General features: G+C 43.5%; 19 protein-coding genes. 9 read left to right on the forward strand and 10 right to left on the reverse strand.

Annotation, left to right across the window (positions count from 1 at the left end):
• The 7 genes from P9687_RS16985 to P9687_RS17015 form a co-directional block, all read right to left on the reverse strand.
• Positions 1 to 795: DnaD domain-containing protein (locus tag P9687_RS16985; protein WP_328228948.1), on the reverse strand; the 795-nt coding region annotated here is incomplete at its 3' end.
• Positions 796 to 811: 16 nt separating this feature from the next.
• A complete protein-coding gene (locus P9687_RS16990; protein WP_328228589.1) occupies positions 812 to 1,177 on the reverse strand; it encodes a zinc-finger domain-containing protein in 366 nt (121 codons plus the stop codon).
• 131 nt (positions 1,178 to 1,308) lie between these two features.
• A complete protein-coding gene (locus P9687_RS16995) occupies positions 1,309 to 1,500 on the reverse strand; it encodes a hypothetical protein (RefSeq protein WP_328228588.1) in 192 nt (63 codons plus the stop codon).
• Between the two features lie 86 nt (positions 1,501 to 1,586).
• The gene (locus tag P9687_RS17000) at positions 1,587 to 1,868 is read right to left on the reverse strand and encodes a YqaH family protein (RefSeq protein WP_328228587.1); all 282 of its coding nucleotides are present in this window, start codon (positions 1,866 to 1,868) and stop codon (positions 1,587 to 1,589) included.
• Positions 1,869 to 1,880: 12 nt separating this feature from the next.
• A complete protein-coding gene (locus tag P9687_RS17005) occupies positions 1,881 to 2,150 on the reverse strand; it encodes a group-specific protein (RefSeq protein WP_035184739.1) in 270 nt (89 codons plus the stop codon).
• Between the two features lie 24 nt (positions 2,151 to 2,174).
• Entirely contained in the window at positions 2,175 to 2,696 is a 522-nt protein-coding gene (locus P9687_RS17010) for a helix-turn-helix domain-containing protein (RefSeq protein WP_061574475.1), read from the reverse strand.
• A 196-nt stretch (positions 2,697 to 2,892) separates the two neighbouring features.
• Positions 2,893 to 3,150: a helix-turn-helix transcriptional regulator gene (locus tag P9687_RS17015; protein WP_061574476.1), complete on the reverse strand. Its 258-nt coding sequence runs from the start codon at positions 3,148 to 3,150 to the stop codon at positions 2,893 to 2,895.
• 158 nt (positions 3,151 to 3,308) lie between these two features.
• Here P9687_RS17015 and P9687_RS17020 point away from each other — a divergent pair, with 158 nt between their 5' ends.
• The 7 genes from P9687_RS17020 (at position 3,309) to P9687_RS17050 (ending at position 8,708) form a co-directional block, all read left to right on the forward strand.
• Complete coding sequence (locus tag P9687_RS17020) at positions 3,309 to 3,704, forward strand: helix-turn-helix domain-containing protein (protein WP_061574477.1); 396 nt, start codon at positions 3,309 to 3,311, stop codon at positions 3,702 to 3,704.
• A 247-nt stretch (positions 3,705 to 3,951) separates the two neighbouring features.
• Positions 3,952 to 4,347, forward strand: coding sequence for a helix-turn-helix domain-containing protein (locus tag P9687_RS17025; RefSeq protein WP_328228586.1), 396 nt, complete (start codon positions 3,952 to 3,954; stop codon positions 4,345 to 4,347).
• Positions 4,348 to 4,449: 102 nt separating this feature from the next.
• Positions 4,450 to 4,806, forward strand: a complete 357-nt coding sequence (locus P9687_RS17030) for a DUF4064 domain-containing protein (protein WP_061574479.1) — start codon at positions 4,450 to 4,452, stop codon at positions 4,804 to 4,806.
• A gap of 97 nt (positions 4,807 to 4,903) precedes the next feature.
• Entirely contained in the window at positions 4,904 to 5,683 is a 780-nt protein-coding gene (locus tag P9687_RS17035) for an NAD-dependent DNA ligase (RefSeq protein WP_328228585.1), read from the forward strand.
• Positions 5,684 to 5,849: 166 nt separating this feature from the next.
• Entirely contained in the window at positions 5,850 to 6,812 is a 963-nt protein-coding gene (locus P9687_RS17040) for an exonuclease domain-containing protein (RefSeq protein WP_061574481.1), read from the forward strand.
• Between the two features lie 210 nt (positions 6,813 to 7,022).
• Entirely contained in the window at positions 7,023 to 7,532 is a 510-nt protein-coding gene (locus P9687_RS17045) for an ImmA/IrrE family metallo-endopeptidase (protein ID WP_328228584.1), read from the forward strand.
• A 42-nt stretch (positions 7,533 to 7,574) separates the two neighbouring features.
• A complete protein-coding gene (locus tag P9687_RS17050) occupies positions 7,575 to 8,708 on the forward strand; it encodes a site-specific integrase (RefSeq protein WP_328228583.1) in 1,134 nt (377 codons plus the stop codon).
• Between the two features lie 107 nt (positions 8,709 to 8,815).
• Here P9687_RS17050 and glnA read toward each other — a convergent pair whose 3' ends face one another.
• From glnA to P9687_RS17065, 3 genes are all read right to left on the reverse strand, one after another.
• Complete coding sequence (glnA, locus tag P9687_RS17055) at positions 8,816 to 10,153, reverse strand: type I glutamate--ammonia ligase (RefSeq protein ID WP_014098212.1); 1,338 nt, start codon at positions 10,151 to 10,153, stop codon at positions 8,816 to 8,818.
• A 69-nt stretch (positions 10,154 to 10,222) separates the two neighbouring features.
• The gene (locus tag P9687_RS17060) at positions 10,223 to 10,612 is read right to left on the reverse strand and encodes a MerR family transcriptional regulator (RefSeq protein ID WP_014098211.1); all 390 of its coding nucleotides are present in this window, start codon (positions 10,610 to 10,612) and stop codon (positions 10,223 to 10,225) included.
• 92 nt (positions 10,613 to 10,704) lie between these two features.
• Entirely contained in the window at positions 10,705 to 14,304 is a 3,600-nt protein-coding gene (locus P9687_RS17065) for a dynamin family protein (protein WP_061577313.1), read from the reverse strand.
• 165 nt (positions 14,305 to 14,469) lie between these two features.
• Between P9687_RS17065 and P9687_RS17070 the strand changes: the two genes are divergently transcribed.
• Both P9687_RS17070 and P9687_RS17075 read left to right on the forward strand, forming a co-directional pair.
• On the forward strand, positions 14,470 to 14,673 hold the full coding sequence (locus P9687_RS17070; protein WP_035188116.1) for a hypothetical protein: 204 nt from the start codon (positions 14,470 to 14,472) through the stop codon (positions 14,671 to 14,673).
• A gap of 123 nt (positions 14,674 to 14,796) precedes the next feature.
• Positions 14,797 to 15,636, forward strand: coding sequence for an SPFH domain-containing protein (locus P9687_RS17075; RefSeq protein ID WP_061565596.1), 840 nt, complete (start codon positions 14,797 to 14,799; stop codon positions 15,634 to 15,636).
• Positions 15,637 to 15,674: the final 38 nt, after the last annotated feature.

A 15,674-nucleotide genomic window follows, 5' to 3' on the forward strand; every position in this document is an offset into this window, starting at 1 on the left:
GGATCTGCTTCCATAACGCTTTAGCCTCGATCGCTCTTCCTTGTATTTCAGCTGCAATGCACGAGCCTGCTCAACGGTCTGTATGCCTTTGCTTGCCCAGTCCTTTAGGATGGCTTCGCAATACTTCCAGCCTGTTGCGCCGCGCTCCACTGCATTTTTCATTGCTTCGATAACCAAATCCACTGACAGATCCTCACACCAGAAATAAATTTTTTCGGCGACATAAGATCCGACCACACCAAAGCCATTTTGTTCAAAAAACGCAATGGCCTTTTTTGCTTCTTCGTCTTTTTCCAATTTGGGAATGCACTCTTCCGAAGAAGAAGAAGTAATCTCTGTCGTAATCTCTGAAGTACTCTCTGTAGTACTCTCTGGTATTGGTCTGTCCATTTTGAACAGATCGTCTGTCCATTTTGAACAGCTGGACTGCTCATTTTGACCTGTCGACTGCTCATTTTGAACAGATGGACTGTTCAACCTCTCCACCTTTTCAAAATCAATTGTGTACCATTTTGTTTTATCAATTTGTGAACGGTTGAAATTGTTTGTAATGATGAATCCTTCTTTCTCAAGTTTAGAAATGGCCCGGCGGATGGTGCTGATAGACCAGAACGGGAATTGCTCTTCCCAATCCTCATAGGTGTTGTAGACCCATGGTTTCCCTTCATAGATGTGGTTGCTTTTTTGCAGCCAGTAATTTAACTGTTGCAAGATGATTGCCTCATTCAAGCCGATTTTTTCAGCAAGTGAAGGAATAACAATAATTGGTCTTTCATCCAGAAGCAAATTACCCATGGTTTCCCTCCTTTTTTTAATTGCGTACTTTTTCTAATAAGTTCAAATGAATCATTCTCCTATGCACCGAAACCGGCGTCCGGTTCAAGCGCATTGCAAGATGCTCGTCATCATATAAGCTTGCATGATGGATGAGGTAAAAATCTTCTTCTTCCGTCCAAGTGCCGGTTTTCGCCAAACTGTGATCCAGTTGCTTTTCATCCTCTATAAGTTTGAATGCCAATTCTTGCAGAAGGGCACCAACCAGGCAGTTTTTCCGGCAATAAACCGTGTTATGATTGACTTTTTTGTTCCCACGAATTGGGCAAGACTTGCAATAAAGGTCCATATTATGGCAAATTTCAAGCCTGATCTCCCGTTTTTCTTTCCTAGTGAGCGTCAATCATTCCACCTCCTCTTTATTCAGTTGTCAAAGATCAGTAGTGCCTTATTCGCACCGTGAGACGCTGAAAACGCATGTTTTCCGGGTATTTCAGCCTCTCACGGCAAGAATAAGGATTCTCGCCGATATGGTTATATGGACGTTGCGTGTTGAATTGACTTTTTCAACGCATCACATAATTCTTCTTTCGAAATTGTTTCTTTATTTTTTAACATAGCCTTGATACGGCCTAAGAAAAAAGGGAAAACTGCTATTTGATGTTCCAAATCAATTGGCACATCCAAAAAATCTGCCCACAGCGTATCAAAATCCGTTTCATTCATCTCCATCACCCACCCACGCGCAAAGTACGCCATAACCGATCAGCAGCGCCGGCAGAAACAAAATTAGAAAGAATACGCCGCCCATCTCATATACCTGCTTTCTTCAAAACGATCGTTTTGATATCAACATTTTGTTGTTGTAACTCAATAGCCACCTTATGGATCCGCTCCAGCATTTCCCTTTTCTCTTTCATCTTCTGCAACGCTTTAAGCGATTTCAGCAGATCTTCCGTATACTGGATGCTCTTTTCAAAGTCATTTTCACGGATCAGCAATGCTGTAGCCTCCTTGCTGAGTTCAAATGCACATTTGTACTCAACGATTGCCTTGGCCAAATCCTGCCGCAAAAATTGGTCAACTTTCAACATTTCATTTCCTCCTCAATGTCTCGGCTGCTCTTTTAGCCAAGTTAATAGAAACTGTTTTGTTTCTTCCGCCGGGAAGCGCCAATCTCGGCCAACTTTGTATTTTGGAAAGCGTTCGTCGTAGAAAAATTCCTTTAGAATGGTGTTCCAGCTCATACCAGTGCGACGCTTCAGCTCGGCTGAATCCCAAAACACAAGCTCTGCATCCACTTGTTTCAGTTTTTCTTCGATTCTTTCCAGGTAAAGATTCCGTACTTCCTGTTCATCGATTTCAACTTTTAACATGGACATTTGGCATCACCTCTTGCATTAAAAATCTTTATCAATGTAATTACGAGATCGGAGAGACAGCCGCCACTGCGTAAAAAGTTGTTTCATGGAAAATTGGTGCTCATTACATATCACCCCTACAAGATTGACCATGCTGGCTGCCGCATCCAGTAATTCGAAAATGAGTTTCTTCGTTTCCTCGAGCTCTTGTGCTGTTCGTGTATGTACCGGTTTTGCCCAGGGAATGTCTTGCAGTTTATCCAACGCCTCGTTCGTTTCTGCCTGCACCAGAAAAGCCATGCTTGTCGGATGATGATCGATGTTTTCACCATTGAAATATGGGATCGACACCTTTCCTGCAGCATCGCACCAGGCCAGAAAGTAAAATTCCACATCATCCAGCTCATTGGCCATCACTGAACGCAAATCATCTGGAAATGTCCTGGCCCCTGTTTCATATTTGGCAATGCTTTCCCGCGAAACCGGCGTATTTGATGCGAGGCCTTCCTGGGTAATCCCTTTCCGCTTCCGGGCATTCGCCATTTCCTTTCCAAGTTTCATTAGTGACTTCCCCCTTCTGTACCAATGGATTCATTGAAATGTGACAGTATTTTTTAGTAAGTTAAATTCAGTTGCATTTGGATTAAAATCACTGTCATTTGCAGTGCCACTTTCTTGCTGTTGCAAACATGACATGTTTTATTTCTAGTCACGAGTACTGCGACTGCTTTCTATTCAGCTAATGGGATGTTTACTTTTATCTTCTTGGTATTTCTTTTTCACAACATTTTGTTGTGCTGTTTGTTAAAAAAATAGACTCTGGATTCGCGTTAAAAATGCTCGATATAGCAAGAGCCACATTTAAACTTGGAGTTCTTGCGCCTTGTTCAATCATTCCATAGTAACTTTCAGTTATTTTGATGTTATATTCCCTTTTGAGAATGTTAACCACATCTTTTTGCGTTAAACTTTTTTGTTTTCTCATAAAAATTAAGTAATCTCTTCGCTGAGTCAACTTCGCACCCCCCAACATTTCGTTGTCTTAATAATACGCAACAAAATGTTGTATGTCAATAGCAAGCCCACAATTTTTTGTTGTATTTTTAAAAAAATATATTCAATCCAACTATTTGTTGTATAATTGACTATAAGAAATGGTAAAGGAGTATTAGGATGTCAATACTCTCTGAAAGGTTAAAAGAACTTAGAAAGAAGCACAAATTAACACAGAAAGACGTTGCAGATTTCTTAGGAATGTCAGAAAGTGGATACGGATATTACGAACAAGGAAGAAATGAGCCATCTATAGATACGTTAAGAAAACTGGCTGATAAATATGGAGTAAATGTTTCTTATCTAACAGGAGAAGAAGACAAGAAAGACAAGAAGTTCAATTCCTTTGAAGAGATCTCTAAACTTATCGAGCAGTATGGATTTGACCAATTTGGCTTTTTTGACATTGATAAATGGAAAAATCTTTCAAAAGATGATATTGATGAAATCAGGCGACATTTTGAATGGGTTGCCCAGAAAGCAAAAGAACGGAATGATGAAAAGTCTTCGGATTAGTTGACCTTGATTCAAAAAGATTCAAAAATATACATTCTTTTTCTTGTCGCTCAAGTTGACGAATTTTGAATGAATCACATTCTTTGCATTTCCGTCCTGAATTTCCTTTATCCCCGCATACATATTACCTCTTAACTGATGTTTATGCGAGGACGTTCTGTTTTCGTACATGCGCTTTTGACTTTTTGACTATATACAGCCGTCGTTGCCGCGTCTTTCTTTTGGTAACTATAAGGAGGAATATCGGATGTTTGGCAAACGGTTATCTGCTTTAAGAAAGCAAAAAGGTTTAAGCCAGTATGAACTAGCGGATAAATTAGGTTATTCTCGAGGGCAAATTGCCAATTATGAGCAAGGAAAGCGTGAGCCTGATTATGAGACTCTTCAAAAAATCGCCGACTTTTTTGATGTAACAACTGACTATCTCCTTGGCCGCACCGATATTCGCACATTAAACGATGAAGACGATTCACTGGCTGAAATCAACAAACTGATTAAAGAATATGGCATTGAGAAAATTGGTTTTTTTGACATCGATAAATGGAAAAATCTTTCAAAAGATGATATTGATGAAATTCGGCGGCATTTTGAATGGGTTGCCCAGAAAGCAAAAGAACGGAATGATGAAAATTCTTCCGATTAGTTCCAGAAACAAAAATATAAAAAACGTATATAGTTAAAAATGGTGTATGCTCTTTTTTAGAGTTTACATAAATTATAAAAAGTACTTTTTGGGGGGAGCCTTATGGAAACAGAAAAAGTTGTAAGCAAAAGTACGACAAGCCGGGTAGCCGAAATGGTCCTTGGAATAATTGGCGGTGTTTTCGGCATAATAGGCGGCATTTTGGCAATGACCGTTGGGGCTGTAGCTAAAGCGTTTGAAGCAAGTGGTTCAGATGGAGTAACTGGCCTTGGCATTGCTTGTATTCTTGTTTCGATTCTCGCAATTATTTTTTCCTGCATCATTAACAAAAAGCGAGTCCTTTTCGGAATCCTTATTATTGTGTGCGGTATCTTGAATATCGTGTTTATTAGCTATTTTGGTATTCTTAGTGGTATTCTAATCGCTATCTCAGGCATTTTAGCCTTAGTAAGAAAATAAAGGGGAAAAAATAAAAAGAGGATGATTAAGCATCTAAAGTTTTGGCTTTGGATGCTTTTTCGAAACACAAATTTTTTGACCAGGGGGAAATGATAAAATGGGAAAACAATATTCCGAAGTCAATGAATACCGCATGTATACAACAAAAGCTGAATTACATAAAGCTGTTAATTCTCTCATGGGACTGATCAGAGGTATTCAATATGACGGCATTATTACTAATGAAGAACTGGCTGAAGTTTTTCATTGGTGCAATCTTCATCGGCATTTGGAAAACAATTCTCCGTTTAATGAAATCATACCTATGATTGATAGCGCTTTAGATGATGGTCAGCTTGACGAAGAAGAAATTCAGGATATCCAATGGCTTTGCAATCGTATTCTCCATCAGGACGAGTTTGATGAATTTTATGACCTAGTCACCGTGTCCATTCAAGAACTGGAAGGTATTCTACATGGCATGCTGGCAGATCGTAAATTGGATGATACTGAAATTGACCAGTTGGAAGAATGGATGGAAAATCATAGTTTTCTTCTGAAAGGTACCTACCCATTTGACGAAATCGATAGCTTACTAACTGCAGTAAAACATGACGGGGTCGTTACAAAAGAAGAAAAAAGCATGTTGACCGCGTTTTTTGCTAACTTTATTGACACGAAACTCTCTCATAATATTCATGAACCGGAGATTCGGTCCCTGCAAGAAAAATTTTCAATTAATGGTATTTGTGCTGTCTGTCCAGAGATCACTTTTGAAAATAAGATTTTTTCCTTTACCGGCACGTCTGCTCGAGCAACAAGAAATGAAATCGCCGAAATTATCATAACAAAGGTGGAATCTTTAATAATAACGTCAATAAAAAGACAAATTATCTGATTGTCGGAGCTGATGGCAATCCATGTTGGGCTTACTCCTGCTATGGCCGGAAAGTTGAAAAAGCCGTTCAACTGAGAAAAGCAGGCTCCCCTATCGTGATTGTCCATGAAAATGACTTTTGGGATGAAACTTATTAAAATTTATAAATTTACAAGTGGGGGTTCACATGAATATCTATAAAGAAAAATGGTATCATTCGCCCTGGCTGATCTGCCTGTTGGCTGTTCTTTGGAAAGCAAGTGTCTTCTTCCTTTTTATCGCTATCATTCTTCTAATCACGCGATCTGTTTCAATCAAAAGGTTTAAAAAACATATGCAGCAGTCCAAGCCTGCCACCCACGAACCAGATCCAAACAAAGGAGAGATTCAACAGTTGGAACTGAAAAAAGAAAATGTTGTCCAGGATACGATCAAGCTGCAGCAAGAAAAAGATGCACTCGAAAAGCAAATCAGCATGTTAAACACTGAAATTACTGCACTGAAAAAAGAAATCGAGAGCGCAAAAACTGAGAATAAAAAACCTGTTGAAAACATAGTGTCGACGCCTGCCAAAAGGAACATGACAAAGGTCAGCAAAGCCGATTATTTTAAATACACAAAAGCGAGAGTTTATCCGGATAATTATACTGTTATTGATTTTGAAACAACCGGATTGAAACCAGAAAACAGCAAAATCATTCAGATCGGGGCCGTCAAATTTGAAAACCATCAAAAGATTGATGAATTCGTCACTTTAGTCAACCCTGGCATACCCATCCCTACGAACATAACCAGGATAACCGGCATTACAAATGATGACTTAATCGGCGCACCGTCCATCAAAGAAAAATTGCCCGAGTTGCTTTCTTTCATTGAATCTGATACACTCGTCGCCCATAACGCGCCATTCGATATGAAATTCTTGCTACATAACATGTATGCTGAAAATCTGCCTTATCAAAAATTTAGAGTCGTCGATACTCTCACCCTTGCAAGAAGGCACATCAAAGACACGGATAACCATAAACTTGAGACCCTAAAACAATACCTCGGCCTTGACACCTTCTCTTCCCACGAAGCGTTGAGTGACTGTCTGGTTACAGGGGAACTTTATCGGCACTGTTTGGAACTGCAGAGGGCGTATGTATAAAATAATTGAATTATTTTTAAAAAAATATACAAGGGGAATGTGAACAAATTTCAAAGTAATCAAGCCAACATTCACAATACCGTTTACGATGAGTTATCATATTAATATTTGATAAGATTGTTCAATTATTTTTAAATCTCCTTCTTTTAATTGAAGGAGATTTATTTTATAATCTAAATAGGGAACATACGTTTTTAAGAGGTGATTAAAGTGAAATTCCATGATTACTGCACAACTTCTTTAGAAGATTGGGTTACAAAATTTTACTCAAGAATCGGTATTACCAAACCGAAGCAAATCGACATTACGGCAATTTCCCGATATTTGCGCATTTATGTCCATTATAAGCCGATTTATTCGTATTTTGAAGTGATTGGCCGTTACCAGGGAATTGTTATTGATTGCCGGGAGCCGCCTGAGAAGCACCGGGAGATCTTTTTCCACGAGCTTTGTCACATTTTACGGCATGCCGGTGTACAGTCGATGATGCCTAAGGCTTTCCGCGAGCTTCAAGAGTGGGATGCACGGCATTTCGTAAAGTATGCCGCTATCCCCTTTCACATGCTGCAATACATCGATTTTGACGATCCACATGTCGTAGAGCAAATGACAGACATATTCAAGGTAAGCCCGGAGCTATGCCTGGAACGACTGCTACAGCTGCAGCGAAACGGTTATTTCCGTCAATCTGTACCTACCCAGTCATTTCATTGGGACTGATTTTTTGATAGAGTAAAGTCATTTTAGAGAGGAGAAATGAACATGGCCACTTATAGAAAACGCGGCGACAAATGGGAATACCGGATATCATATAAGGACCCCGTCACTGAAAAGTATAAAATAAAGTCAAAATCCGGTTTTTCAACAAAAAAAGAAGCGCAGATAGCCGCTCAAAAAATGGAGAATGAAATTTTGAAAGGTGTTGAGCAGTCCCCTATTTCTTTGAAAAACTTTTTGAACACCTGGCTTTATGAGTTTAAAAAAGATACGATCCGAAAAAATACTTTCAATCTTCATAAACAGAATATCGAAAAGCATATTCTCCCCTATTTTAAGGAAATTAAGCTGGCCAACGTCAAGCCGATTCTATATCAAAAATTTCTAAATCAGTTAATTGACCAAGGTTACAGCAAACGCACAGTCGAAATTGTACACAGCACATTGTTTAATGCATTTGAGAAGGCCGTGATCTTGGGGAAAGTTACCAAAAATCCATGCATTGGGGCGATTGTAAAGGGGCAGGAGAAAAAAAGAGATTTGAAATATATTGAAACCGACCGTATTGCCGATTTTTTGAAAGAAGCTTACAAGTATGATTATATTTATTGGATGTTTTTCAATGTATTGCTGGAAACTGGCATGAGAAAAGGCGAAGCAGCCGCTCTGCAATGGTCAGATATCGATTTAAAAGCCGGTACGATCAGCATCACCAAAACATTGGACTTTCAGGCAAAATCAAAAGAAGAGCTGTTTGGCGATCCAAAAACTTACAATTCAAAACGGGTGATCACAATTAGCAAGGGCCTGATTAACGATCTGACTTTCCATAAAAAATATCAAAATCAAAATAAGCTCGCCCTGAACGAAATATATCACCACGACTTAAATTTGGTTTTGTGCCGTAATGATGGGAATTTTATGCCGAAGTCCAGCCTGTTTAATGCCTTTTCCCGTATCCTTAAGAGAGCAGGCATTCCTCCCCTTCCGATTCATTCGTTGCGCCATACGCATGCGGTTATTCTGCTGGAAGCCGGAGCTGATTTAAAATACATCCAGGAGCGCCTTGGACATGGCAGCATCCAAATTACATCTGATGTATACAGCCATATCTCGAAAAAAATCGAACGCGAGAAAATCGAAAAGTTTGATGACTATTACAGCCGGATCAAAAACTGAAATTTTTTGGTCAAATTTTGGTCAACTAATTATTCACCACCCCAAAAAAGCAATTTGACCAAAATACAAAAACCCCTCAAAGCCTTACGCTTCAAGGGGTTTCTTGCTTAATACATTTCGATATACTGGTCGCGTTCCCATTGGTGGACTTGTGTGCGGAACATATCCCATTCAATTTCCTTAGCTTCAAGGAAGTGTTCGAGAATGTGATCGCCAAGGGCGTCTACCATTACATCATCCGATTTTAAGTTTTCCAGCGCCTGCAGCAGTGTGCCCGGGAGGTCGACAATGCCGGCTTCTTCTCTTTCTTCTTTCGTCATGACATAGATGTTGCGGTCGACCGGTTCCGGCGCCTGCAATTTGTTCGCGATGCCGTCAAGCCCTGCTTTTAACAGGACGGCGAGCGCGAGATACGGATTGGCAGACGGGTCAACGCTGCGCACCTCAACGCGCGTGCTTAAACCGCGGGAAGCCGGAATCCGCATGAGCGGGCTGCGGTTGCGAGCGGACCAGGCAACATAACAAGGCGCTTCATAACCCGGCACAAGCCGTTTATAGGAGTTCACCGTCGGATTCGTGACAGCCGTAAAGTTCGAAGCATGCTTCATAATGCCGGCAATGAACTGGTATGCCGTATCGCTCAGCTGCAGTTCTGCATCGTTCGGGTCATAGAATGCATTTTCTTTTCCTTTAAAAAGCGAAAGATTGGTGTGCATCCCGGAACCGTTCACGCCAAACAACGGTTTCGGCATAAACGTCGCATGCAGGCCATGTTTGCGTGCAATCGTCTTGACCACCAGTTTAAAGGTCTGGATATTGTCGCATGCCCTGACTGCATCCGCATATTTAAAATCAATTTCGTGCTGGCCGGGTGCAACTTCATGGTGGGACGCTTCAATTTCAAAGCCCATTTCCTCGAGTTCCAATACGATGTCGCGCCGGCAGTTTTCGCCAAGGTCCGTCGGCGCCAGGTCAAAATAGCCGCCGTTGTCGTTCAGCTCCAGTGTCGGTTCATTTTTTTCATTCAGCTTGAAGAGGAAGAATTCCGGTTCAGGCCCAAGATTAAAACTCGTGAAGCCAAGTTCTTCCATTTCTTTCAATACCCGTTTCAAATTATTCCGCGGATCACCTTCAAACGGGGTGCCGTCCGGATTATAAATATCGCAAATCAGACGGGCGACTTTCCCTTTCTCAGCGGTCCACGGGAAAATGACCCATGTATCATAGTCCGGATACAGATACATATCCGATTCTTCAATCCGGACAAACCCTTCAATCGAAGAGCCGTCGAACATGATTTTATTGTCGAGCGCTTTTTCAAGCTGGCTGAGCGGGATTTCCACGTTTTTAATCGTCCCCAAAATATCCGTGAACTGCAAGCGGATGAATTTCACATTTTGTTCTTCGGCATTCTTCAAAATATCTTCACGTGTAAACTTAGGCATGAACAGTATTCCTCCCTTTAGGCAATAAAAAGTATATATCTAAGCTATAAAACTAGCTTTTCAACAATGTTAATGGAAAAACCGGGGCGCATCGGACAACCGCTGGCTCGGTCTTTGAAAACGGCCGGCCTGCAGCAGTTCCTGGCGAAGCCGTTTGCGGATTTCTTCATCCGTTACATGATTTTTGACGAGTACCGGCCCGGTTCCGCGGCGGTCGTTCATCAATAAGATTTTTTTGATGCCTGCAATATTGATCCCCTGATCCAGCAAATCTTTAATATCAAGAAGCCGGTCGACATCATTTAAAGAATAAAGGCGGCGATTGCCTTCCGTTCTTGCCGGTGTAATCAGCTCGTGTTCTTCATAATAGCGGATCTGCCGGGCCGATAAATCTGTTAGCTTCATAACGGTTCCGATCGGCAAAAGCGGCATCGAACGGCGGATTTCTTTTCGACCCATGTTATACGCTCCTTTTCTTTATATTTTTACTATATTCCATGTGAGTTTTTTTGTCAACAAAATGTTATATTTTCTCACATCATTTTTTATCCTCAGGAAGGCAAAACGAGTTTTTCGCGGATTTCCATCCATTCTGCCACGTTCACACTTTCTTCAAGGGCTTCAAGACGGGCATCGAACTGTTCGGCAATATCGAGTAAAGCTTCCGATTGCATTTTCGCAAACTCTTCCTCCAGCCATGAGCGGAACGAACCGGCAAGCTTTTCTCCTTGCACGTCAAGATACTGCTGCGCAAGCGGTTCAAACATCGCCTGCAGTTCTTCCTGCATGCCGGCTTTTCCCCCTTTTTCAAAAAAAGTGCGCGCATTTTTAAAATGGCGGAATGCCTTTTCAAACGGTTCCAAATCCGTTTCCGAAAAGGCCGCAGGAAAATCAGGCGTAGCGTGTGCGCCCGCTTCAAACGTGCTGACAGACAAATCAGGAAGCAAACGTTTCATCTCCCTGTTCCATTCCGCGCTTTGCGATGTGAATAATTTCCGGCAATGGGCTTCAAGCCTTACATTTGTCGCCCGCATCTCCTGCGCAAAATCATAGCCAACGAGTTCTGCAAGCTCTTGAAGGGCGCCCGGCAAATCTTTCGCTGCCTTCACCGTTGCCGGATTAAAAGCTTCCTTGAAAAAGTCGGCGAAGCGGTAGAAAACGCGCTGTTTTACGTAATAGAGCAGCTCCTTCTGCTCCTGCATGACGCTGTCCGTGAAAAACGCCGGCTTTGTATTTTTCAAAATGGCTTCTGCCTCTTCCCGCCGTTTCCGGAGAAGTTCCCGTTTCGCTTTCTTTGTTTCAATCGATTCATTGGCATCGCGGATCACGGCATCCACCATTGCAAGGCCGCGTTCCAGCTCGTTTTGTGCAGACTGAAGCACCATATTCAGCAAATCATGGTCGAGAAATTGGCGGAAGCCCGCTTCAAATTCGGCCATTTTCGCTTCCTCCCGCCTGCCCGAAAGCGCAAGCAGGCTTGATACACCATAAAGGCGCGGATTGTGGATGCCGAAATGGAGCAGCTGACCCCTGACATAGTCCATCACTTCTTTATATTCTTCGCCGGACGAGGCAAGATCAATCGCATTGACAATAAAAAACATCTTATCCAGTTCAAATGCTTCTTTTACCCGCCCGAGCTGGATGAGAAATTCCCTGTCTGCGCGCGCGAAGGCATGGTTGTAGTATGTGACGAAGAAAACCGCATCCGAGTCTTTAATATATTCAAATGCTACGCCGGTATGCCGGGCATTGATCGAGTCGGCTCCGGGCGTATCAACAAGCGTAATGCCAAGTCTTGTGAACGGGCAATCATAAAATAAATCAATGGATTCAACAAAACAAGACTGGGTTTCATCGGCAACAAACCGGCGGAACGCTTCCATCCCGGCATTCAAGTTCTGTCCGGCCCGCCCGTTAAAATCAGGGAAGCCTTTTGCAAAGGCACGCAAAAAAGATAAATGGACTTTTTCGTTTGCTTTGCCCGTTTCTTTTGCTTGTAAAGTTTCAATTTTTTCAAGCGCTTCTCCGAACGAACGGCAACTATGCCCGAAAACAGCAAGCGACTTGTTTACATCTTCCAGCATCTGCGCCTCCGTTTTCAGCTTTACGGCTGCCGTTTTATGCGGATGTGCCGCATCAGGCGGGCAGATCCTGCAAATGGCCGCTGTTGTCGGATTCGGTGAAACCGGCAGTACTTTTTCGCCGGCAAGCGCGTTTGCAAAAGACGATTTTCCCGCGCTGAACGCGCCGAACAGCGCAACGGTATAGCGGCGGTTTTTCAGGCGCCTGCTTTTGGTTCTGAGCGTTTCGGTATACCGCCCGAAACCGTGCTGGTGCTTAAGCAGCGTAATCGCCTGCTCTATTTTGGCAAGCACGGTTTCAGGCGGCAATGTGCCGGCTTGTTTTTCTGTCGGGCCCGGGCTTTCTAAAGCCTTGCCGGTTTCTTCAGGCTGTTTTGCATCCTTTTCCCCGCGATACACCCGGTAATGCGCCTTTTCACCCGCCCATTCTTTCTCTATTTCAGCCAGCAGCTGTTCCGGATGTGCGGCAGGCGCTTTCAATTCAGTCCGTTTTTCGGCAAGCTGCCTTTCTATTTTTTCGAGATTCCTGTAAGCCTCTGCCAGTTCTTTTGCCTGCACGGCCTTTTTCCGAACCATTTTAAGCTGTTCATCCGTTTCCAAGGCAGCCTGTTTCAGGACGAGCGCTTTCCAATCGTTCCAAGCCTCACGGGCGGCTCGTTTGATTTCATCCGAGACATTTTCGCAATAATGGAGGATATAGTCGCCTGTCAGCCGTGCACCCTCTTTTACCTGGGCGGCGAGCATTGCTTCGCTGAAATCTGCTTTCAGCATGCCGGCCTGTTGTTCCAGCATTTGCGCGCCAGCAAGATGCAGCGGTTTTAAAGCTTCTTGCGCCAGCGGGCGGAGATGCCAGTCGATTTGTGCTTCGGTATTGGCTTCGAGGGCGGCATAGAAATCATGGAGCCGCTGTTTTCTTGCTTCTTCGGTTTTTTTCTTCTTTGAAAAAAAACCGCCGGCATGGAAATCTTTTTGCACGCTTTCAAGATACGCCTTTGCTTTCTCTCTCGTTTCAAACGGCATTAAATAGGCGCCGTCCAGAAGCGTTTGAAGCTTTTGCCGCGTATCCTCCTCCCAATTTTCAATGCGGGTAAGAAGCGCCCGTTCTTTTTCAAGCCACTCTTGTTCCGCTTCGTACGCTTCTGTTTTCCCGGTGCCCGGATATTTTGCAAGCACTTCCTCATATGCTGCTTTTTGCGGCGCGTACTGCGCTTCAAGCCAGTCGTCATGCTCTTTTTCCAAGACGCTTAAGGATGCTTCAACAGACCGTTCCAGCCGGGCGGATTTTTCGGAAACGGCGCGGTCAATGAGCGCTTTCAGCCGGCCAAATTCATTATCGGGATGATCCGGGTCTTTTAAAGAGGTGTAAAAAATGCCGCCCGGCTGGACATGCCAGGATGCAAATGCATTTTCAACCCCTCGTCGGAATGCGGAAAACGGCAGCTCTTCGCTCTGGTGCTTGTCAATCTGGTTAATAATTAAATAAAGTTCAAGCCCGTGATCGAGCAGTTCTTTTGTAAAGGTAAAATTGAGTTCCGACTGGACATGGTTGTAATCCATCACATAAAAGACAAGATCCGCCATATAAATAGCCGATTCCGTGGCAATCCGGTGCGCATCGTCGGTTGAATCGACACCCGGCGTATCCATCACCGTCAATCCCGCCGGCAAATCGGAATCGGGCTTTGTGATTTCAATTTCCTGGACATGCCCTTTTTTGCAATAATTTTTGACAACTTCAAAATCATACGGCGCGTGAAAAATCAAAGGGGCTTCCCCTTTTTCATAAACGATGGCACAGTCTTCCGTCCCCTTTTCAATTTTGACAAGATTGGCGCTCGTCGGAATCGGGCTTGACGGAAGAACACGGCTGCCTAAAAGCGCGTTAATCATGGTGGACTTGCCGGCTGAAAAATGCCCGCAAAACGCGATATGAAAGTCTTCGCGGCGGACTTTTTTCAGCAGGTTTTTCGCTTTTTCCCCCCTTTGTTCATCCCCGTTTTGCCGGAAATGTTCAATTAAGCTTAAAATCTGTGTTGTGTTTTTGCTTTTTTCCTGTAGTTTGGCCATCACTTTACTCCCCATTGTGTGTTGATAGCTCTATTTTAACGAATTTTTCATCGTATTCATACTATATTAGACTCATTTTTTCCCTTGCCTGGGCGAATGCTGCGGACCGCGGATAATTTTCCGGAAAAAAACCTATAATATGGCTGTATCAGGAGGTGACCGCAGATGGGATTATTCCGTTCCCTTTCTGCCTGGCAGTCCGCAAGGCGTGAAAAATACATGTCCACGATGCAGGAACAAAACAAATGTCCGGATTGCGGCGGGCGCGGTTTTATCATGCCGGCCGCATACGAATACGCTTATCCGTTTGACTGTTCCGGATGCAACGGAACGGGCTCCTTTCAGGAATGGCAGTTAAACCGGCAGTAGCCGCCACACTTCGGCGGCTTTTGTTTTGTTAAAATATTACAGGATTTTCCTCGCCTCAGCGTGACGGCAATATGCCGGCATGTTATGATGAAGTGAAGAGAAAATAAAAGAGGTGGGGATAAGATGTCCGAAAAGAAAGCTTGGCACATAAACGGTTTTCTCGGGATTTTAGCGATTGTCGTTTTCGCGCTTCTAGGTTTGTTTTTCCTTTTTGCCGTCAATTTTTTTGCCGGTATTGTCCTGCTTGCCATAAGCGTCCTGCTTGTCTCGGGAATTTGTGTCATCCAACCGAATCAGGCGCTGGTTTTCACTTTTTTCGGCCGCTATATAGGCGCGATCCGGGAAAGCGGCTTTTACGTAACGGTCCCGCTCAGTGTAAGGCGGCGCGTTTCGTTGCGGGTAAGGAATTTTAACAGCGCCAAATTAAAAGTGAATGACGTGGACGGAAATCCGATTGAAATTGCGGCAGTCATCGTGTTCCGTGTAGTGGATGCTGCAAAAGCCGTGTTTAATGTGGAGGACTACGAGGAATTTGTTGAGATTCAAAGCGAAACGGCGCTCCGCCATGTTGCCACAAAATACCCTTATGACAGCGCGGAGGAAGAAGGAATTTCGCTGCGCGGAAACGGGGAGGAAGTCTCCAAACATTTAAAAGAGGAACTTCAGCCGCGCCTTGACGTTGCCGGCGTGGAAATTATGGAAGCGCGCCTCACGCACCTTGCCTACTCTACAGAAATTGCCAGCGTCATGCTGCAGCGCCAGCAAGCTTCCGCCATTCTTGCCGCCCGGAAAAAAATCGTGGAAGGGGCAGTCGGCATGGCCCAGATGGCGATTGCGCAACTGGAAAAAGACGGCTTTGAACTGGACGAAGAGCGGAAAATGGTGATGATCAACAATCTGATGGTTTCGATTGTATCCGACCGGGCCGCACAGCCGGTCATCAATACCGGCAATTTAAATTAACCCGAAAAAAGCTGAACAGGATTCCGGTTCAGCTTTTT

Origin of the sequence: Weizmannia sp. CD-2023, from assembly GCF_036225245.1 — a bacterium.
Taxonomy (GTDB): domain Bacteria; phylum Bacillota; class Bacilli; order Bacillales; family Bacillaceae_C; genus Weizmannia; species Weizmannia faecalis.